Genomic DNA, 20,713 nt, shown 5'->3' with positions numbered 1-20,713 from the left:
TTCCTTTCATCTCATGTTCAGTGTTGTGTCTCGGCATCGAATGCTGGACTTGCACATTTAATCTTTCCTAGATTAAACAGGTAATACACAACAAAACTGACCACTAAACCAATCACCCAAGACACATCCACATCGGGAATGAGATTCGCAAATGGCCCTATAAAAAACGCATTAGTTAGGAAAGGAATTTGCACCACGATTCCAATAAAATAGGCAGTTAAAGCTTTGGCATTAAATTTGCCGTAAACACCGCCGTCCTGTGCAAAGATAGATTGAATATCGTAAGATTTCTTGTTGATGACATAGAAATCCAACAGGTTAATCGCCACCCAAGGTACCAGAATAAACAGCAAGGCAAAAATTACATTTAGGAAGAAGCTGATGAAGTTGCTTGAAGCCCACAATGCGATGAATGTTGCAAGAATAAGTACAATAATGGATAGCGCAATACGGATATTTTTACTTGGTATCCATTGCCCTGCAAAAGTCTGGATCGAAGTAATACAGGAAAGAACCGCCCCATATAGATTCATCGCATTATGACCAATGATGTTGCAGAGGAACAAAATCATCAGTACATAACCAAATATACCTGTGCCCGACTTAACCGCCTCCATCGCATCTGTACCTGAACCGATACTTACCGCAACCGTACCAAAGCCCATAGCAAAGATTGTTCCCAATGACGCACCCAAGTAGGTATAGATAAAAGGTTTATAAATTCCGATACTTTTAGGTAGATATCTTGAATAATCTGAGGTGTAGGGTGAGAAACTGATTTGCCAGACCGCACAGAGACCAAACATGGCAAACCAACCTTTCATATTGAAAGAGCCTTTGGCCAAAACGTCAGCATTGATATGCGGGATCATGATGATTAGACCAATCAACAATGAGCCACCCATAAACCAAGTACCAATCTTGTTAAACTTATGAATTAAGTGATAGCCGATAATACCCATGGTGGTGGCGGCAACTGCCCCAATCACCGTAGCGGTTGGCACAGGAATGGCTGGAACGACTGTATGCAGGGTTTTTCCAGATAAAATAATGTTGGAAATAAAGAAACCGAGATAAATCAGGGTAGTAAATAACACCACCAACAATGCACCATAACGCCCAAACTGCGCACGGCTTTGAATCATTTGTGGAATACCGACCTGTGGCCCTTGTGCAGAGGTCAGAGCTAGAATCGCGGCACCAAAAAAATGTCCGCAGCAAATCGCCACCAACGCACTAATCAGGCTCAAATTAAAGGTTAACATTGACATTGCGCCTGTGATAACCGCTAAAGGTGCAATATTGGTGCAGAACCAGAGGGTAAACAGATCCCGAACCTTACCGTTTCGTTCAGATGGATCAACGTAATCAATTGAATGGCTTTCTATCGCGAAAGCATTTTTTTCATTTTGGCTCATATCCTTAATCTCTCTTTGAGGAACTCATTTTCCTCAATATCAATCTATTAGTGAGAGTAAACTTAGGTTTCACAACCTGCCTAGTCAGTGCCATATCTAGATAACCTGACTTCAATTTCTTTAGTTGTTACACACTGTTTTTTCAGCAGTTTTGGGGAGTAAATGGCAAAAAAAGATAAAGCGAACCCTGTTGATGCATTTTAAGGCCCAACAATAACGATCTTTTTTAAACCCTGATTCGGTTTATAGGATTCTAAAATTCAATCTATTCATAAGTTCATCCATGAAACTCAACTTCCTTTATCTTGTCTTTGCGGTGCTATCGCATTACAAAGGGATCATCAATCGGCTGATCTGACGTGCGCAGCCACACCGTTTTTGTGGTGGTGTAATCCAGCACCGCATCTGATCCACCTTCGCGCCCGTGACCAGACAAGCCATGACCACCAAAAGGAGCCAGCGGTGACACGGCACGGTAAGTATTCAACCAGACAATGCCTGAACGTATGGCTTTAGTCATACGGTGAGCACGGCCTAAATTATTGGTAAATACACCTGCGGCAAGCCCATAAGGCGTATCATTGGCTTTCTGGATGGCTTCTGTCTCAGTACTAAAACTCACAACCGCCAATACAGGACCAAAAAGTTCAGTCATGACACAATCTGCCTGTGGTACATCACTACAGTCCAGAATCGTCGGCGAGTAATAATAACCCTCACGAGCTAGTGATTTCCCACCTGTAAGCAATTTCGCGCCTTGCTGAATGGAACTTGCGACCACCTGCTCGATTTTCTGGCGCTGACGTAGCGTGCATAGAGGACCATATTCAGTTGCCATATCATCAGGCAAACCAATCTTGATGCTCTGTACCCGCTCAACCAGACGCTGTACAAACTCATCCTTGATGCTTTCCTCAACCAGTAAACGGGAACCCGCAACGCAGCTTTGCCCAGTAGCGGCGAAGATTGCAGCCACCTGCGCATTTACAGCGCTTTGCAGATCTGCATCTGCAAACACGATAAATGGAGATTTTCCACCCAGCTCAAGTGATACTTTGGCAAGGTTTTCAGCCGAATTACGCACAATATGACGTGCGGTTTCTGGACCACCTGTAAATGCCACGTGCGCCACATCTGGATGGCTACTCAGTACAGCACCACATTCAGGGCCAAAACCAGTAATGACATTAATCACCCCTGCTGGAAATCCTGCTTCATGAACCAGACGGGCAAAGGCAAGTAACGGTGCAGGTGCTTCTTCCGAAGCTTTTAGCACAACTGTACATCCCGCAGCTAAAGCTGGGCCAACTTTAACCGCTGACAGGAATAACTGACTATTCCATGGAACGATCGCAGCCACCACGCCGACAGGTTCACGAATGGTCCACACCTGCATGTCCTGCTTGTCGATAGGCAAATAACTACCCTCAAGCTTATCCGCGATTCCCGCATAGTATCGATAATATTCCGCCACATAGGCAATCTGGCTGGAAGTTTCACGAATGATCTTGCCTGTATCACTGGTTTCATACTCCGCCAGTTGGGGTGCAGCCTTTTCAATCAAGTCGGCAAGTTTATACAGCAACTTGCCACGCTGTGATGCGGTCAGGTCTGCCCAAGCACTGTTCTGTAAAGCCTGTGATGCGGCAGCAACCGCACGATTGACTTCATCAGTACGCGCCTCAGGCATTTTTGTCCATACCTGACCCGTCGCTGGATTGATACTGTCAAATTGCGCAGCACCGTCCTCAAATTGACCATTAATATACAACTGGAATTGAGAAGTCATATCTTCTCTCCTATGCAAATGCAGGCATTACTTCATTAATCATACGCTCCAATGAGGCTTTCTTACGTTCAAAGCTCATGCCCGTATCAATCCAGAATGAATATTCGTTATAACCCATCGCCTCATAGGTCTTTAAGCGTTTAATCACTTCTTGTGCGGGACCAATCACATTATTTTTACGCATTGCTTCTGCACTATAAAACGGATGTGCTGCAATTTCATCTTCGCTTAATGGTGCAATCAAACCCTGATTAATTTCGCGCTCGTTTTTAAACCATGCGCCAAAATAGTTATAGAACACATTGATTTCGTCTGCTGCCAATTGAGCATCCTCTTCACTGTCAGCCACATAGGTATGACGCAGTAACATAATTTCAGGACGTGGCACATTAGCAAACTTCTCACATGCAGCATTGAAATGACCCATCAATTTCTCAACTTCGTCATCACCAAAATGCAGTGGTGTTACTTGCACATTACAACCATTTTGTACCGCAAACTCATGACTGTTTGGATCACGGGCCGCTACCCAGATTGGTGGATGTGGCTGCTGCAACGGTTGTGGTGCAGATGTGGTTTTTGGGAACTGCCAGAACTCACCATTATGTTCGTAGTCACCTTTCCAAAGATTCTTGATCGCAGGAATCATTTCACGTAAACGCTGCCCCGCACTCCATGCATCCATACCTGGCACCATACGTTCATATTCAAATGAATAAGCACCACGCGCAATCCCGATGTCTAGACGGCCGTTGGTGATGATGTCAGTCATGGCCGCCTCACCCGCCAGTTTAATCGGATGCCAGAATGGTGCCACCACCGTTCCTGTACCCAAACGCACATTCTGGGTTTTATTGGCAATATCAACTAGATTAATAAATGGGTTAGGTGCAATGGTAAAGTTCATGGCATGGTGTTCACCTGTCCATATGGCATGCATACCGCCACGGTCTGCAATCTGGCACAGCTCGATCATTTCATCATAAAGCTGCTTTTGGGTTTGCTGGTCAGAAACACGTTCCATGTGTACAAATAATGAAAAGCGCATGGTTAAACTTCCTCTTTAACAATTTGACGAACCGTTCCATTGGTTTGATTACCGTAATAAACACCATAGGTTTTTAGATGATTTTCCTTGCGATAGCGCATCAACATGCTCTGCAAGGCACTATCCACAAAATTCAACTGATCAAGGTCATTCAAGTCTACAAATTGACCTTTATGTGCCGTGGGTACAGGCGTATTGCAAAGGAAGGCAATATATTGCTGCTGTGTGGTCACATCATCATAGACAGAGTAAATAAAACTCGGTGATGCTTCTGGCTGATAGGCTGCAAAGATTTTTTCCAGCGCTTTTTCCGCCCCATCCTTATCCACCACCAAATGCGGCAATGTCCATTTATTATCAGCCGTTTGTTCAAGCAAAATCTGGTTTTCATGTCCAACTAACGCCATCATCATCACTTTCATGCTTGAAATAACGTCAGTGGATGATTTAGCTGGGGTGAAATATGCGCCGCGGTAATAACCGAGACCTGCAAAGCCTGCTGAAGCGAAATCCTCAACTTTACCAATCAGGATCGCATGATCACCAGCATCAACAATTTGATACGTGGTGCAGTCAAACCATGCACTCACCCCGTCAATCAATGGATTTTGGTGTTCGCTTGTTGACCATGCCACTTGGGCAAAACGGTCATCACTTGGGCGGGCGAAAGTGTTGGAAACGTCCTTTTGCTCTTCCGCCAAGATATTGATGGCAAAATGGGATGCGTTGGCGAAGTTATTGTAGTTGCTGGATGTCTTGGCAATGCTCACCAAAAGCAAGGCTGGGTCCAGAGATACCGAAGCAAAGGAGTTTGCGGTAAAGCCTAATGGTGTTCCATCCTCTTTGCAGGTGGTGACCACCGTCACGCCCGTCATAAATGATCCAAAGGCATCACGGAGTTCACGTATTTTATTGACAGTTTCCATCTCACTCATTGTTATATTCCTTCATTGATATATGGCAATCTAGAGGCTGGTTTCCAACCATGCCTGCATTGCATTGTTCACTTTATCTGGTGCGGTCAAGTTCACCATATGGCGTTCATTTTCAATCACAATCGCTTTGCCATTTTTTGCCTTACTGGCCATCTGGATTGCCATTTCCGCAGTTGAATTAGGATCACCTGTGCCTGTTAAAATCAGGGCTGGACAACGAATATTTGACCACTGATCTGCATATACCGCATCGCCTCGCGCAAAAGCGGAATAAGCCGTTGCATAACCAGACCTATCAACATCTTCTAGCCACGATTTCACTTTGCGCGCAGCCTGCTGCTCAATTTCGCTATCGCCAAACCAACGCTGCAATGGAGTCTCAATATCAATATGGCCAGTCTTTAATTCTTCCGCCCGCCGAATCACGGCATCCTTTGCCTGTGGGGTACGTTTATACACGCCATTCAGCACTGCCATCCGTTTTACCAGATCAGGTCGGGTAGCGCTTACGCCTGTGGTAATCAGAGCCCCCATTGAATGACCCGCCAGATTTACAGCACCTAGATCCAGCGCATTAATAAACTCGATAGTCCAGTTTACAAAGTCCTGCAATTGCGCATCATCCGCCAACTTGGTGCTTTGGCCATGCCCTGGCATATCCAACGAAATGACTCGGTAATGTTTTGAGAAATACTCAATTTGTGGATACCATGCCTGTGCTTGCATTCCCACGCCATGAATCAGCACCAATGGTTCTCCCTCCCCCTGCTCAAAATAATGAGCAATACGGTTATTTGATAGCGGCTGGGTTTTCGAGATCATGACCTAATTCCTTTAAATCCTGATAACGGTCACCAATACGATGATGTGGACGACCACCTGTAGCAGCACCTATCACGACCACTAGTTCATCAGCCGCAGGTGCATCTGGAATGGCAAACTGTAGAGTTAAATAGTGTGAACGGCGACCTTCATCATTTTTATCCACCATTGGAATCAGGATTGGCGCATTGGCGGGACCTCGAGTGTTGTTAAAGGCTAAATAAGATTTTGCGCCAACTGCTCCACGGTAAGTATTACCAAAATGTAAGGTATGGATGAGTGCGGATGCATGTTCAAGTTCTCCATCTAATCCCACGACCGCACTTTTACCAAAGGCCTCCACGGCTTCACCTGAACCCACCTCATCTATAATCAGTTTAGTCAGATGTTCACTTAGAATAGGTGCAATACGGCGGATTTCGGGTGTTAGGTTTTCGACATAAGCCTGCCCTGCCCAGGGATTTTTAATTACAGCCGCAGCAGCGACCATCTTTAATGGTTTTGCTGCTTCTTTACCGCCATCGACATACGTCGTTTCAACGTGAAGTACTGTTTTACGGATTAGATTCATGGCATTTCCTTGCGAGTGAATATATCTTGTCATTCGTATTATGGTATACCATAATACATAATGAAAAAAAAGCAAGAGTTTGCTATGCTCTTTTTTGGTAAAGAACATGTAACAAAACTCTGCATTACTGAAATCAGGAAAGATTAATTTCTATGAATCTTAAAATTGAAAACCCACCTGTGACTTTGCGTGAGCTTTGTCTAGATAAAGTGCGTAATGCCATTATTACAGGTTATTTTCCATCAGGAAAAAGATTGGTTGAACGGACCCTTTGTGAAGAACTCGGCGTTAGCCGCTCCGTGGTACGTGAAGTCATTCGCTATCTGGAAGCAGAGGGTCTGGTTGAAATCTTGCCGAATAAAGGTCCAATTGTTTCATTACTGGATTGGGAAATTGCTTCACAAATCTATGAAATCCGTCTTTTACTCGAACAAAGTGCTGTTGCGGATTGCACCAAAAATCTTACTGATCAAACCACTCAACAATTAAAAGAATTATTGGCGGAACTTGAACAAGCTTTTGCTGCTGATGATATTAATTTGATTATTGCCACCTCAGCAAAGCTGTATGAGACCATTTTCACTACAGCGAAACATTACATCGCCTGGGAAGTGGTACAACGTCTAAACGGTCGTATTAGTCGACTTCGTGCCATGACCATGAAATCCACTAGACGTGAGGTTTCAGGTTACCAACGTATAAAAAATATGTGCGAAGCGATCTACTTAGACAAAGATGCTGACAAAGCTAAGCGAGCTGTTGCTGAACATATTGCTGAAGCGGCCTCAGTCGCAAAAAATATTTTGAATAGTTAATGATTAAAGTGCAAATATAAAGGCTATGACGCCTTAAATTAGATAAGGATATAAAAATGTCAGCTTACTGGATTGCTCACGTTACCATCCACGATCTGGAGCAATATAAACAATATATGGCTTTAGCACCTCACGCTTTTGAAAAGTATGGTGCAAAGTTTCTTGCAAGAGGCGGTAACTCGTATTGCTTGGAAGGCGAAGAATATCAACGTCATGTCATTATCGAGTTTTCAGACCTAGCAACAGCCCATGCTTGTTATGATTCAGAAGAATATAACAAAGCCCGAGCTGCCCGCCAAGGTTGTGCTGAGGTGATGATCAACATTGTTGAAAGCCTAGACTAACAGTAATTAAAAAAAGCAGATTAAAAGAGAGTATTAAATCTCTTTTAACCTGCTAATTTCATCCTTATCGTATTTAACCTTGTCCAGAAAGTGCTTTAGATCCCCATCGGTTGGCGCGTTTAAATGTGCCTAGATCATTAAATCGCACGCCCATATCACGCATAACTTTGTGCGCAACAGGCGCTGTCATTTGACGAAGATAAAATGGCTCTTTAACCACAAAGTGATGAATCGCATGAGTGGAACCAAAATTAAAACAAAATAACTGGAATGGCATCATCCACCATGGCTTGAGCACTTGAGTTTGCTGAATCACATTGCCTAACTCGACATCGCCATAGTAATGCATATTACTGGTCACAAAATGTAAGCAGAAAGTCCGCAATACATTCGGTGCAATCCAAACAACCGTTAAGATATTCACTACATGCATCACTTGCAAAGTATTAACTGACCATAAAATTGAAATATCTGCCAACATTGCAACCAAGTTAACCGCATGGAACCCTAAAAATACATACCAAAGTGACCAGTGAATAATACCTAATGGGAAATAGGCTTTGAAACTACGCTTTAAAATCATTTTGCGTACAGTCCAATTATTCGCAGCAAGGACTCGAAATAAGACGGCTAACCCATTATCACCTGTCGCAAATAAACGGCGGATTCCCCAGACATCACCATTCCCTAATGCTCTTTCTTCAATATCATGTTCGGTACCAGACATTTTATGATGATTAAAATGTAACTCTCGGCGCGCCCAAGGATTAATGGTGCTTGGACGAGCTAACCATACCAATCCCATCATCAAATGATGTGCCCACGGTTTTTTACGAAAATACATCCAATGAATCAAATCATGTTCTAACTCATGGGTTAAAGAGGCAAAAAAAGCAATGAGTGGAATCGTCCACCAGACAGAGAGTTGATGTACGATATAAAAGTAAGCTGTCACGCCCATACCAGCTAAAGAAAAAGCCAAAATCAGGGCGCCTATGGCATTTTGATGTTGCAAAATAGAATATTTTTTTCGTAATGCAACGCCTTCTGCGTTTACTACTTTTTTTATATATTCTGTTTTTTCTGCGTCCGTCCAACCCGATGAATCTTGGTAAGTGTAACTCATAAACTTGTCCTTGGTTTTTCCAATACCTTTAATTTATTTATATCGCCCTGAATACGCTTAACTCAAAATGCCAATCTCTTGGCTGTCGACGCCAACTTATTGTTATCTACACAAATATGCAGAAAAACTTTGAATAAAACCTTCTATACTTGTCAATGGAATCTGATTTATACGTTATAGGATATGACATGTCACAGACAGCAACAGCACTAACCAGTTGGGTGAAAGCTATTCAAAAGGCGCTTGAAAAAGCAGGCTGTGATAGTCAAGTCTTATTAAAGCAAGCGGGCTTGGATATTCAAGTTTTAAATGATCCTAATGCTCGATATTCATTAGAACAAACGGCATATCTATGGCGTTTAGCCGTTCAAGCTACAGAGGATTCCTGTTTTGGGCTTAAAGTTGCCAGTCAGGTCAATCACCATACCTTCCATGTTCTAGGGAATTCACTTAATACCAGTGTTACGCTTAAAGAAATGTTTGGGCGAATTATTCGTTATTTCCGTTTGGTGACCAATATTCCCGAGCTTGAATTTTTTAGTAAAGGCAGCAATCACTATTTCTTAATCCATGTGCCTGAACAAGTCCAACCTGAAGCAATCGATGCATTTATTTCTGTATTCATTCGGGCTTCACGGGCATTACAAGGTTCTGATTTCTCACCACTACGAATCGAACTACGTCGTTCAGAACCAGCGGATCTTGATACTTATCAAAGTATTCTAAAAACGCCTATCGCTTTTAATGCGCCAAAAGACATGATCGTGTTTGATACAGCCAGTATCGAACAGCCCTTAGACGGTGCAAACCCTGAGCTGACGCAAGAATATGATGAAATTATCATGCGCTATCTCGCCCGTTTTGATAAAGAGAATATACTTGCCCGCGTTAAACTGAAACTTATTGAGCGCTTATCGACTGGGGAAATACATCAACATGAGATTGCCAAAAGCTTAGGCTTGAGCATACGCAGTTTGCAACGAAAACTGTCTGAGGAAAAAACAACTTTTAGCGAGTTATTGGATAACACAAGACAAGAGTTGGCCATGTCGTATATCAAGAACATTGCTTATAGTATTACTGAAATCGCCTATATTCTCGGCTTTACTGATGTGAGTAGTTTCTCTCGCGCTTTTCGACGTTGGACCAATTCCTCACCAGTAAAGTATCGTGAAAACAATATTTCCAATCCATTGTCCAATCACTAAAAATAAAATAGATAAAAAACGGATACATCTGATTGGATATATCCGTTTTAGATGAATGAATTATTGTTTATTTAATAATTCCAACATAGAAACAGTGATCACTTTCACTCCTACTGGTAATGCTTTCAAATCCACCATAAATTCTGAACTATGCGGAACGTAGGGCATCTGTTTACCCTGTTTAATTGCATTGGCGAACACAACGGGATCTGCCACACCGACAAACATGAAATTAAATGGAACATCGTTGTGCTCACCTAATAAATGATGCACATCTTCTGAACCCATAAATGCGGGATAGTCTGTTAATACTTTGTTCTCCCCCAGTAATGCTTTCAAGGGTGCATTTAAGCGTGTTGAAAACTCTTTATGGTTCACCACAGGTGTGGTTGAGCCTTTCAATGTAATCTGAGGAAGCTGCTCTTTTGGCATTCCTTGCATTTGAGCAACCCCTTCACTCACTAGATGAATACGATTCACCATGGCTTCACGTGCTTTAGGATCAAACCACCGAAGATTCATTTTGACCATAGCCGATGACGGTACAACATTATTCACACTACCCGCCTGAATTGAACCCACAGATAAAACGACTGGCTGTTGGGCACTCACTACATTGCTCCCAATGCTTTGATATTCTGTAATTGCATTGGTGGCCATATAGATCGGGTTTTTGCTTAAGTGAGGCATCGAACCATGCCCTGGCACACCTTTAAATAACACATCGACTTGATCTGTTCCCGCCATTCGTGGTCCTGGCGCATTGATAACTATACCTACGGGTGCAGGAACAGTATGAACAGCAAAGAAGTAGTCTGGTTTAGGTATATTATACTTACTCCATAAGCCCTCTGAGACCATCGCTTTTGCTCCAGTCACTTCTTCTTCAGCAGGCTGGGCAACCAAAATAATCGTGCCACGCCACTCTTTTTTGAGCGCCACCATAGCCCGCGCCATACCCAGCATCCATGTCACATGTGCATCATGCCCACACATATGTGCAACAGGCGTTTCCGTTCCATCCTTTAACTTGACCCGAACTTTACTAGCGTATGGCAAACCCGTCGCCTCTTCAACGGCATTGGCATCCATATCTGCACGAAACATGATGGTTGGACCATCACCATTTTTGAGAACACCAACCACGCCAGTTTCTGCAATACCTGTTTTAACATCAAAACCCAATGATTTAAGCTCTTTGGCAACAATGGCTGCTGTCCGCGTTTCCATAAAAGCCAATTCAGGATGTTGATGAATATCTTTATAGACTTTACTGAGCCAATCGGTTTGCCCATCAATCAATGAGACGGCTTTGACTGAGACAGCAGGTAAACTAAGTGGTGCGTTCGTGGTACTTTGAGCGTTCACCACGCCGCTCAAGGCAAGTGTGGAAAACCCAACCAAATGACATAAATGTTTGGCTATACGCTTCATGAAATTATTCCTTTATTACATATACCGTTAAGCTCGATTCACAACATTGTTGATGCTTTGTTGTAACTCTCTCTTTTCTAGTTTATTTAACAACATGCCAAACAAGGCAGCCATGATATACATGAATATTGAGTAGATTGCGGCGGGCATCGCTGCCATTGAGCTGGCCATAACAGTAAGTGCGATTGTTAATGCTAATGTCCCGTTGTGAATACCGATTTCAAAGGCACAAGCCTTGGCTTGAAAGCGGTTAATACCAAATAAACGCGGTACAAAATAACCCACGGCTAAACTACAAATACAGAAAACAAAGGTTGCGCCACCGACTTGTCCGATATAAGTCATCAACTTTTGATAATCTTTAGCGATCGCTAGCGTGACAATAAATAGCAAGAACACGATTGCAAAAATACGCACAGGTTTATGAAGTTTTTCAGAAAAATTTGGAGCAAAATGACGGATAAACATTCCAATAATGACAGGCACCAAAATCAACGCAAACACTTGAACAATCTTGGAGAATTGCAGCCCCACCTCTTGTGAACTCGACATGAAATGCTGTAAAGAAAAGTTCACAATCAGAGGCAAAGTAAATGCAGCTATAATGGAATTGACCGCAGTTAATGTCACATTCAGCGCCACGTCTCCTTTAAATAAATAGCTATATAGATTAGCTGTAGGTCCTCCTGGTGAAGCAGCAAGCAACATTAGCCCCACAGAAATCATCGGTGGTAAAACAAATATTTTACAGATCATGAATGCGATCCCCACCAAAACAATCAATTGGCAGAATAAAGCAATAAATACAGCCTTCGGGTGCTGACGAACGCGTTTAAAATCATTCGGTGTAAGTTCTAACCCAAGACCAACCATCACAATGGCAAGTGCCATCGGCAAAAATACGGTAATTAATACTGAATCCATGAGCGAAATTCCATTCATTAAAATAATTGTTGATGTATTTTTATTTAAAACTTGTAGCCAATTTTTAAGCCATATCCAATCGAGTGATTCTTATTAAATTCAGCAACATAATAATCACTACCAGCCTGTGCACCCAGTTGACCCTTGGCATCTCCTAACCAAAAATATTTTGCACCACCTGAAATAAAAGTTTGCGGTGTAGGGCTATATTGTGCACCTAAGCCCAAATTGTAATAACCTTTCGCTGGCCCACCTGTAGAAACTTTCTCACCTGCACCTGAGTCCCAACCTACAGATACAGACCCAAACCATTGAGGTGAAATACGCTGTCCAAGTCCAAGCGTCGCGGACCATTGATCGTCAAAATAACGAACTAAATTAAAACCCTCTGGACGACTTGGCGTTGATAAAACCCCAACTATTTTTGAAACCTCCCCAAATCTGTAAGGCTGCAATGCTAACTCACTCCAATTCACCCAACGTACATTACCAAACAGTAAGGTTCCTGGACGTAACCCTGTTTTAAACTCTAAATTAACTGAGTTTGGTGATTTAAATTTCGTTGTGCCTGAAGTTTGGGCATTTGGAAGTTCTGCAATAATTTGATTTAGAGCTGCTTTTTTTTGCTCAGTCATCTGTCCGATTGAAACCATATAATCTAAATGCTGATCCATCAGATCACGGCCTTGCTGAGTACTAAGCATGTCAATTAATGGAAGGTTTTCATGAGCTGTGACTTTATGGGTAATTGCTGAGCGATAAGTTACAGACACTTGCATCGCTTTTTCAGGAATTTGATAAGCAAAGCCTGCCAACCAGCCCCAGTCCCCAACTGTTTTAGTATGAAAGTCATACCCGTTGTACAGACTAAATACCGCTCCTCTTAACTCAACTTGACTTTTAAAAGTTTGGTACGTTGGCCCTAAATAAAAGTTCCAGTTTTTGTTAGGTTGATAGCCGAAAACTAAACTCAAATTTTGCATATCAAAACTGGACTTAGAGTTACCTGTTGGTACTTCTCTGTCGGTTGCATCGGCAAGCTTTGTTGTCGTGATGCCTGGTAACATGGCTGTATCATTTGGACTTGCAACAAAACTATTTTTTCCTGAATATTCTGTATCCGCACCAAATGGTTGATCATAAAGTAAACCCAATGAAAACTGTGGTGAAAGCTGCAATTTCAAAGCGGTGGTAGGACGATAATCAGTATGAGCAATATCAGAAATTGTATTATGCGTTAAGTTAGTTCCTGCTTCTTTTCCCTTTAGTGATGTATCAGTGACAGATAGCCCAGCTTCAAAATAATTGCCAGGTTGTAAAAATGCAGATATCGACTGCCCTGTTCTATCAAATGCGGCTGCATAGGTCTGATTGGTGCAGATTGAAGCTAAAACCGTGAGTAATAACTTTTTTTTAATTTCAATATTCATGAATCCATCCTGGACTTTTATTTTTCACCTCTTAATTTATTTATTTTTATAATTAAATGCTTAACTCAGAACGCCAAACACTTGGCTGTTGGTGCCAATCTTTTCAGTCTATGGATATATGACAAACATAAACTTAATAAAAAACAAAAGTATAAAGGATAAAATCCCAATCAAAATACGTATACGTTCAACGCTTAGATCACGTATACGTACTTCATTGGGTTGGCGTCATTTAAACCAATTTATCTTTATAAAAGAAATAATAACTCGCATAACAAGCAATAATAAATAGCAGGCAACAGACAAAACCGACTTGCATTGATGGATCAGCGACCATACTCAAGCAGGTAATCACACAGAATACGCCACCTAAAATTGGTGTCAGAGGAAACAACGGCGCAGCAAATTTCAGATCTTTAACTGTTTTACCTGATTTGATCCATTGTCGACGGAAGTTAAATTGACTAATACAAATCGTAATCCACACCACCACCATGGTAAATGCAGCGACACCTAACAAGTTTTTAAAAATCGTTTCAGGTGCGAAATGTTCTGATAGTAGTCCAGGAATTGCCCCAAACATGGTGACCACAATCGCAATAATCGGTGTACCGGAAGCGGTTAAGGTAGAAAAAACTTTGGGCAATTGTTTTTGAATCGAGAGCGACCACATCATGCGAGATGCAGCAAATAAACCTGAGTTTGCTGCAGAAAGTAATGCGGTAATAATTACAAAACGAATAATATCTTCTGCATAAGGAATCCCAATAAAATTAAATACCGTGACAAATGGACTGCTACTAATTCCACTGGCATTGAGACCGGCCATTTCAAATGGAAGTAAGGCACAAATCACCACAATCGTACCCACAAAGAAAATCAATAAACGCCAAATCGCAGCATTAATTGCTTTCGGTACAGTTTTGGCTGGATCTTCTGCTTCACCTGCAGCCACACCAATTAACTCAGTGCCGGAAAAGGCAAAATTTACGATCAGCATCGTGGCAAAAATTGGGAAAATACCTTGTGGAAACCAACCATGTTCAGTTAATTTACTAAACAAGGGTGCTGATTCATGACCTTGATAAGGAATAAAACCAAATATCGCCACAAGCCCTAAACCAATAAAGCAAATAATCGTCAACACTTTAACAAGTGATAACCAGAACTCCGACTCAGCAAAAAAGCGAGTCGAGCTCACATTTAATCCAAAAACTAAAGCTGCAAATATCAGCGTCCAAATCCACATCGAAATCGAAGGAAACCATTCCTGCATAAGCAATGCAGCAGCAGTAAATTCTGTACCGAGGGTGGCAGTCCATGTCAACCAGTACAACCATGTCACCATGTAACCTGTACCTGGACCAATATAGGTTCGTGCGTATTCACCAAAAGCCCCAGAAACAGGCATGTGTACAGCTAACTCACCTAGACATAACATCACCATATAGGCAATAACACCACCGAGTAAATAAGCTAAAACGGCCCCAAAAGGCCCAGCCTGAGAAATGACATCTCCCGACCCAAGAAACAATCCTGTTCCAATCGCGCCACCTAATGAGAGCATCACCAAATGACGTTTGGTCATGGCACGTTTTAATGGTTGTCCAACTACCACACCTGAGGATGGAACATTTGATGGGTGAGATGCCTCTTGCTGGGGTGCATAGTCCCCACTCAGCACATCTCCTGTCAGAAATGTCTTCTCATTGTTATTACTCATACACAATTACTCCAATTGTATTCTTATGACAACTTGTCCTTGCTGTTTCGATTTTTAAAAAAGATTGTTAAGAGAATCCTTCATTTTCAATGATTTGTTTCTACTGAATATCCATATTCAAACTCCATGTACAGTGTTTCCTTGAACCGTTTTAAATATTAAGACTGGTTTTTATCTACATCATTTCTTTGAGGACAAGCCCTGCCCTTAATCCAATTTTCACATTCGGATTTGGAAATAAAATCCAGACTTGCTGATCGTGTGCAATATAATTTCCAGCTTCTTGGGTCGCGATTACATCGCCTTTTTGAAAGGTTGAAAAGTTAGGTGCATCCGCATCGAGCTGTAGTTGGAAGTTCTCACTTTGTTTTAAAATTGAATCCACAACCTTAAATTGGCGAATGGTTGTTTTTTGTCGTGAAGGTAAAACTGCACCTGTAATTACAGCGCGAAGCACTTGATCAATCCCGGAAAATTCAGCTAAATCATTTTGACCAAAGGGCTTGGCTTTACCTAACTCCAAAGTACTGCTCGCTGCCTGAAAATACTCTGCAGTAAAATGCGTGAAGGTTTTACCCACTGCATTGTGATAGACCAAAGCATCAAGATTTGCAGCATTGAGACTTTCAATCAAAAAATCATCGTAGGGTTGGGTCTGATAAGGAAATAAGGCAAAGACAGGAAGTAATGAAGCTCGAATTGCCGTATGCAAATCATAATGATAGCGTTGAGCATCCACATTACTTTGTTGAAAGAATTGCATTGTGACTTGTTCTAGCCGTGCAGCCCGTTGGGTTTCATCATCCATCGTTAATTGCTGATAAGCGCCACAAAACATGCGGTTCATATCATTTTCCAGATAACGCACACCTTTGCGAATCGCTTGCGTATTACCAAAAACAAAAAGAACGCGCTCGGTTAAATGCAAGTGATGCGTAAACAAGTCTTGAATAATCTTCGCAAGCAATTCGATCGGTGCTGTTTCATTTCCATGAATTCCTGCTGAAAGTACGAGGGCTTTTTTATAGCTTGTTTTAGGCGTGCATATTAACAACCCTTCACCTAACCATTGCCAAGTAAATCCTGCTGTTTCACCTTGAGTTTGCTCAGGTATTTGCTGTGATAATGTCAACGTTAATAAATCAAGCATGTACTTTTATCCCTTATCTAAATCTTCCCTAACCCCTCTTTGCAAAGAAGGGAAAACGTAAGGGAAGATTTTTATTCCTATGCTTATCTTTATCTCTGGAAGTGATAAACCGACCCTAAACCTAAGATTTGGGTTAATTCATCCAGTGCAGTACGACTCTCAATCAGCAAACTTGGATCCGCTAAATCATCCTGCGTTAATTCATCACGATAATGTTGATCGACCCACTGATTCAGGGTTTTAAACAAACTATCATTCATAAATAAATTCGGATTGACTGCTGCAAGTTCAGCTTCATTCACCGCGACCCGTAAGCGTAAACATGCAGGCCCACCGCCATTACGCATGCTTTCACGTAGGTCAAATACCTTGATGTCATCAATAGGCGTGCCCATTTGAATCATGTCATTCAAATAGCTCCAAACCGCTTTGTTCTGACGAGATTCTTCAGGTACAACGATACTCATCCCACCATCTGCTCGTGTCAGAATCTGGCTATTGAACAAATATGTCGCAACAGCATCTTCAACAGTTACACGGTTTTCAGGGACTTCGATTGAGATAAATTCTTGCTCAATCCCTGCCATTTTCTGGCGAATTTCATCCAAGGCTTGTGTTTGATTCAAAAACGCATGTTGATGATGGAAAAGTACCTGTTGGTTGCTGACCGCAATCACATCGTTATGAAATACACCTTGATCAATCACGTCAGGATTCTGTTGAATAAATACCGTCCGTTTTGCATCTAAACGGTGTAAACGTGCAATCGCCTCACTCGCTTCACGGGTTTGACGTGCAGGGAATTTCTTCGGTGCAACCGTACCACCGAGCTGTTGCTGTCCGTAAACAAAAACTTGAACGCCAGCTTGCTCATATCCACCGCCTAGACGGTTATGATTGGCTGCACCCTCATCACCAAATAGTGCTGCATCTGGTAAGGCGTCATGATGCGCGAAATATATATCATTATCGAACATCGCTTTCAGAATTCGCGTTGTCGTATGATGCTCAATTGAGCGATGGAACTTATTATTTAGATTTGCGGCTGTAAAATGTACACGTCCATCCGCGCTATCAGCCGATGGTGACACGGTGCATGAGTTTGCAGTCCACATAGAAGATGCTGAACTGAGTGAAGATAACAATGCAGGTGCTGTTCGCATTGCTTGTGCAATCACCTCAATATCACTACCAGTAAAACCTAAACGGCGTAAGGTTGGAACATGTGGACGCTCTTGTGGTGCAAACACCCCTTGCTTAAGCCCTAGATCCGCAAGGGCTTTCATTTTCTTTAAGCCTTGCTTGGCAGCTAATTTCGGATTCGATGCGTTATTGCGGTTTTTGGTCGATGCAACATTACCAAAAGATAAGCCTGCATAGTGGTGGGTCGGTCCAACTAAACCATCAAAATTGATTTCATAACCTGACATTTTTTTCTCCCTATCGTCACGGCACGATTTAACTTAGAGCACAATGCCCGGTGATAATTTTGAAGGTAGTGTAACGTGATCACTTTCCAGTGAAGCCATCGGCCACGCACTATAATCTGCTGCATAAAATGCACTTGCACGATGGTTACCAGATGCACCGACACCGCCAAATGGTGCAGCACTAGAAGCACCCGTTAATGGTTTATTCCAGTTCACGATGCCAGCGCGTGCTTCGATCAGCACACGATCAAATAACTCTCGATCAGGTGAAACCAAACCAACAGCCAAACCAAAACGTGTGTTATTCGCTATTTTGAGTGCTTCATCAAAATCGTGATAACGATAGATCGTTGTCAATGGACCAAAGTATTCATCATCTGGGATTGCATTCACTTCACTCACATCCAAGATGCCAGCGGTAAGTAATGAACTGTTAGCTTGAGGACGGGTCATTGCTAATAACGGCTTTGCACCTAGTGCAATCAATTTGTTTTGTGCAGTCATCATCTGATCTGCTGCATGCGCTGAGATTACCCCGCCCATAAATGGTTGTGGTTCAACATCCCATGCACCAATTACTAAATTTTTTGCGACCTCAACAAAACGTTGAATGAATGCATCACCATTTGCACCATGTTTCACAATTATGCGGCGTGCACAGGTACAACGTTGCCCCGCAGACACAAAAGCAGATTGAATCGCCAGATTCACCACAGCATCAATATCAGTTGCTTCATCAATGATTAAGGCGTTATTTCCGCCCATCTCAAGAGCTAGAATTTTTTCAGGTGCACCTGCCATTTGTTTATGCAAGTGATAGCCAGTGTTGGCGCTACCTGTAAAGAGTAAACCATCAATTTGCTCAGCAGCAGCTAATGCCTCGCCTGTCGCACGACCACCTTGAACCAGGTTGAGCACACCATTGGGTAATCCCGCCTGTTGCCACAATTTTGCAGTTTCTTCTGCTGTCCATGGCGTAAGCTCACTTGGCTTAAATACCACCGTATTACCAGCAATTAATGCAGGCACGATATGACCATTCGGTAAATGTCCAGGGAAATTATAGGGACCAAATACAGCGAGTACCCCATGAGGACGATGGCGCAATGATGCGATGCCATCTGGCATTTCCGTTTCACTAAAACCCGTGCGTTGATGATAAGCACGAATTGAAATCGCGATTTTCCCAATCATCGATTGGACTTCAGTCAAGGTTTCCCAAAGTGGTTTACTGGTTTCTTGACTAATCACTTGTGCCAGTTGATTTTTATTTTGTTCAAGCAGATTGGCAAAACGTTCAATAATCTCAATACGTCGTTCTAATCCAAGTCGTGCCCATGCAGGGAAAGCATCTCTTGCTGCTGCACACGCTGTATCAACATCAACGGCATTGGCTTCTTGACCCGCCCAAATCTGTTGATTGCTTACTGGATTGGTTTTAATAAAGCTTGTACCTTTTCCCTGTACCCAAGCACCATTGATTAATAATGCACCTTGTGACATTAGTGATTCTCCATTTTATCTAATGCTAAAACTCGCACTTGATCATGTTCTTGGACATGCAATGCTTGAGCTTGTGCTGGTGTGATCATTAAAGTATCGCCCTCAGAGACGCAGTTATTGATCAACAGCACGCAATAATCTTGGTATTGGTCATTGGCAACCAAATAGTGAATATCCGTCGTTTCAATTTGCTCAGTGATTTTGACTGTGAGTAAACGACTTTCTTTGACTGCACGTAGATCGGCAGTGTTAGCTTCTAAAGTTGGCCCTGCATCAAAAATATCGACGTAGCCTTGATAATGAAGCCCTTCTGACATCAATACTTTCGTCGCGGGAAGAGTCTGAGGATGGACTTCCGCAATGACTGCACGAGCTTCGGCGGGTAATAAATCCACATACACTGGAAATCTTGGCATCAACTCAGCAATAAAGACTTTCTGTCCAATGCCACTCAAATAATCTGCGGTCGCAAAATCCATATTAAAGAAGTGATAGCCCAAAGCATCCCAAAATGGTGAATGTCCATTTTGATCAGAATACCCACGCATCTCCGCTATCAGTTTTGCTTTAAAGTGTGACTGAAATGCGGCAATAAAAAGAAAACGCACCTTAGATAAAAATTTGCCGTTTTGATTTTTACGATAATCAGGATCAAGGAACAACGTACACAGTTCACTACAACCCGTATGGTCATTACTTAAAAACAGCGTATCTAAGGCTTTATATACATTTAAGGTTTTCGAAGCATGCACCTGTGTGGCCACACGGAAGTTATAGAAGGGCTCGTTTAAGCCGACTGCAACTTCAATTGCACTCACGCCTACAATCTTCTGTAGAGTCGTGTCCTCAAGTACAAATAAATAACTCTCGTCTGTCTTTTCAGCTAACCCAGCCAAGGTGTTGGTTGTTCGTGTAATACGTTCAGCCAAGATCTCTTTATTGCGTGGTAAGGAGGTCAGACCAATGCCTGTCTCTCCTGCTCGTTGCGCTAAACGATAAATATCATCTAAGTCCCGATGCGCTGCATGTCTAACAATCATCAT

At 42.4% G+C, this 20,713-nt stretch carries 18 protein-coding genes; 3 read left to right on the top strand and 15 right to left on the bottom strand.

Going from position 1 to position 20,713, the window contains the following annotated elements:
• Window positions 1-17 precede the first annotated feature (17 nt).
• From DK207_RS11070 to DK207_RS11045, 6 genes are all read right to left on the bottom strand, one after another.
• Complete coding sequence (locus DK207_RS11070) at window positions 18-1,418, bottom strand: purine-cytosine permease family protein (RefSeq protein WP_109441222.1); 1,401 nt, start codon at window positions 1,416-1,418, stop codon at window positions 18-20.
• Window positions 1,419-1,737: 319 nt separating this feature from the next.
• Window positions 1,738-3,207: a (Z)-2-((N-methylformamido)methylene)-5-hydroxybutyrolactone dehydrogenase gene (gene tgnC, locus DK207_RS11065; protein ID WP_109441221.1), complete on the bottom strand. Its 1,470-nt coding sequence runs from the start codon at window positions 3,205-3,207 to the stop codon at window positions 1,738-1,740.
• A 10-nt stretch (window positions 3,208-3,217) separates the two neighbouring features.
• Window positions 3,218-4,255 carry a flavin-dependent trigonelline monooxygenase oxygenase component gene (gene tgnB / locus DK207_RS11060; RefSeq protein ID WP_109441220.1) on the bottom strand — a complete coding sequence of 346 codons (1,038 nt, stop codon included), beginning with the start codon at window positions 4,253-4,255 and terminating at the stop codon, window positions 3,218-3,220.
• A 2-nt stretch (window positions 4,256-4,257) separates the two neighbouring features.
• On the bottom strand, window positions 4,258-5,190 hold the full coding sequence (gene tgnA, locus DK207_RS11055; RefSeq protein ID WP_109441219.1) for a flavin-dependent trigonelline monooxygenase reductase component: 933 nt from the start codon (window positions 5,188-5,190) through the stop codon (window positions 4,258-4,260).
• Window positions 5,191-5,220: 30 nt separating this feature from the next.
• Entirely contained in the window at window positions 5,221-6,012 is a 792-nt protein-coding gene (locus DK207_RS11050) for an alpha/beta fold hydrolase (protein WP_109441218.1), read from the bottom strand.
• Window positions 5,981-6,583, bottom strand: a complete 603-nt coding sequence (locus tag DK207_RS11045; protein ID WP_109441217.1) for an amino acid synthesis family protein — start codon at window positions 6,581-6,583, stop codon at window positions 5,981-5,983. The genes DK207_RS11050 and DK207_RS11045 overlap by 32 nt, the downstream gene beginning before the upstream one ends.
• 152 nt (window positions 6,584-6,735) lie before the next feature.
• On the opposite strand from DK207_RS11045, the gene DK207_RS11040 reads away from it, so the two are divergent.
• On the top strand, window positions 6,736-7,398 hold the full coding sequence (locus DK207_RS11040; RefSeq protein WP_109441216.1) for a GntR family transcriptional regulator: 663 nt from the start codon (window positions 6,736-6,738) through the stop codon (window positions 7,396-7,398).
• Between the two features lie 56 nt (window positions 7,399-7,454).
• Window positions 7,455-7,742 (top strand): DUF1330 domain-containing protein, encoded by a 288-nt coding sequence (locus DK207_RS11035; protein ID WP_109441215.1) that lies wholly within the window; start codon window positions 7,455-7,457, stop codon window positions 7,740-7,742.
• A gap of 73 nt (window positions 7,743-7,815) precedes the next feature.
• On the opposite strand, the gene DK207_RS11030 is transcribed toward DK207_RS11035, so the two are convergent.
• Window positions 7,816-8,868: a fatty acid desaturase gene (locus tag DK207_RS11030; protein WP_109441214.1), complete on the bottom strand. Its 1,053-nt coding sequence runs from the start codon at window positions 8,866-8,868 to the stop codon at window positions 7,816-7,818.
• Window positions 8,869-9,056: 188 nt separating this feature from the next.
• Between DK207_RS11030 and DK207_RS11025 the strand changes: the two genes are divergently transcribed.
• Window positions 9,057-10,076 (top strand): AraC family transcriptional regulator, encoded by a 1,020-nt coding sequence (locus tag DK207_RS11025; RefSeq protein WP_109441213.1) that lies wholly within the window; start codon window positions 9,057-9,059, stop codon window positions 10,074-10,076.
• A gap of 60 nt (window positions 10,077-10,136) precedes the next feature.
• Here the strand turns inward: DK207_RS11025 and DK207_RS11020 are convergent, their stop codons facing one another.
• The 8 genes from DK207_RS11020 to astA all read right to left on the bottom strand — a co-directional run bounded on the left by DK207_RS11020 (window position 10,137) and on the right by astA (window position 20,713).
• Window positions 10,137-11,510 (bottom strand): amidohydrolase, encoded by a 1,374-nt coding sequence (locus DK207_RS11020; protein ID WP_109441212.1) that lies wholly within the window; start codon window positions 11,508-11,510, stop codon window positions 10,137-10,139.
• 27 nt (window positions 11,511-11,537) lie between these two features.
• Entirely contained in the window at window positions 11,538-12,434 is an 897-nt protein-coding gene (locus DK207_RS11015) for a bile acid:sodium symporter family protein (RefSeq protein ID WP_109441211.1), read from the bottom strand.
• 44 nt (window positions 12,435-12,478) lie between these two features.
• Window positions 12,479-13,864: an OmpP1/FadL family transporter gene (locus DK207_RS11010; RefSeq protein ID WP_109441210.1), complete on the bottom strand. Its 1,386-nt coding sequence runs from the start codon at window positions 13,862-13,864 to the stop codon at window positions 12,479-12,481.
• Between the two features lie 232 nt (window positions 13,865-14,096).
• Window positions 14,097-15,587: an amino acid permease gene (locus DK207_RS11005; RefSeq protein WP_109441209.1), complete on the bottom strand. Its 1,491-nt coding sequence runs from the start codon at window positions 15,585-15,587 to the stop codon at window positions 14,097-14,099.
• Between the two features lie 175 nt (window positions 15,588-15,762).
• Window positions 15,763-16,737, bottom strand: coding sequence for a succinylglutamate desuccinylase (astE, locus tag DK207_RS11000; RefSeq protein WP_109441208.1), 975 nt, complete (start codon window positions 16,735-16,737; stop codon window positions 15,763-15,765).
• Window positions 16,738-16,826: 89 nt separating this feature from the next.
• Window positions 16,827-18,167 (bottom strand): N-succinylarginine dihydrolase, encoded by a 1,341-nt coding sequence (astB, locus tag DK207_RS10995; protein WP_109441207.1) that lies wholly within the window; start codon window positions 18,165-18,167, stop codon window positions 16,827-16,829.
• 33 nt (window positions 18,168-18,200) lie between these two features.
• Window positions 18,201-19,670 (bottom strand): succinylglutamate-semialdehyde dehydrogenase, encoded by a 1,470-nt coding sequence (astD, locus tag DK207_RS10990; protein ID WP_109441206.1) that lies wholly within the window; start codon window positions 19,668-19,670, stop codon window positions 18,201-18,203.
• Window positions 19,670-20,713 carry an arginine N-succinyltransferase gene (gene astA / locus DK207_RS10985; protein WP_109441205.1) on the bottom strand — a complete coding sequence of 348 codons (1,044 nt, stop codon included), beginning with the start codon at window positions 20,711-20,713 and terminating at the stop codon, window positions 19,670-19,672. Before astA ends, astD begins: the two co-directional genes overlap by 1 nt.

Origin of the sequence: Acinetobacter haemolyticus (assembly GCF_900406815.1) — a bacterium.
Taxonomy (GTDB): Bacteria; Pseudomonadota; Gammaproteobacteria; order Pseudomonadales; family Moraxellaceae; genus Acinetobacter; species Acinetobacter haemolyticus_A.
The sequence above is the reverse complement of the archived record's forward strand: the minus strand, read 5'-3'. Positions and strand labels throughout refer to the sequence as shown.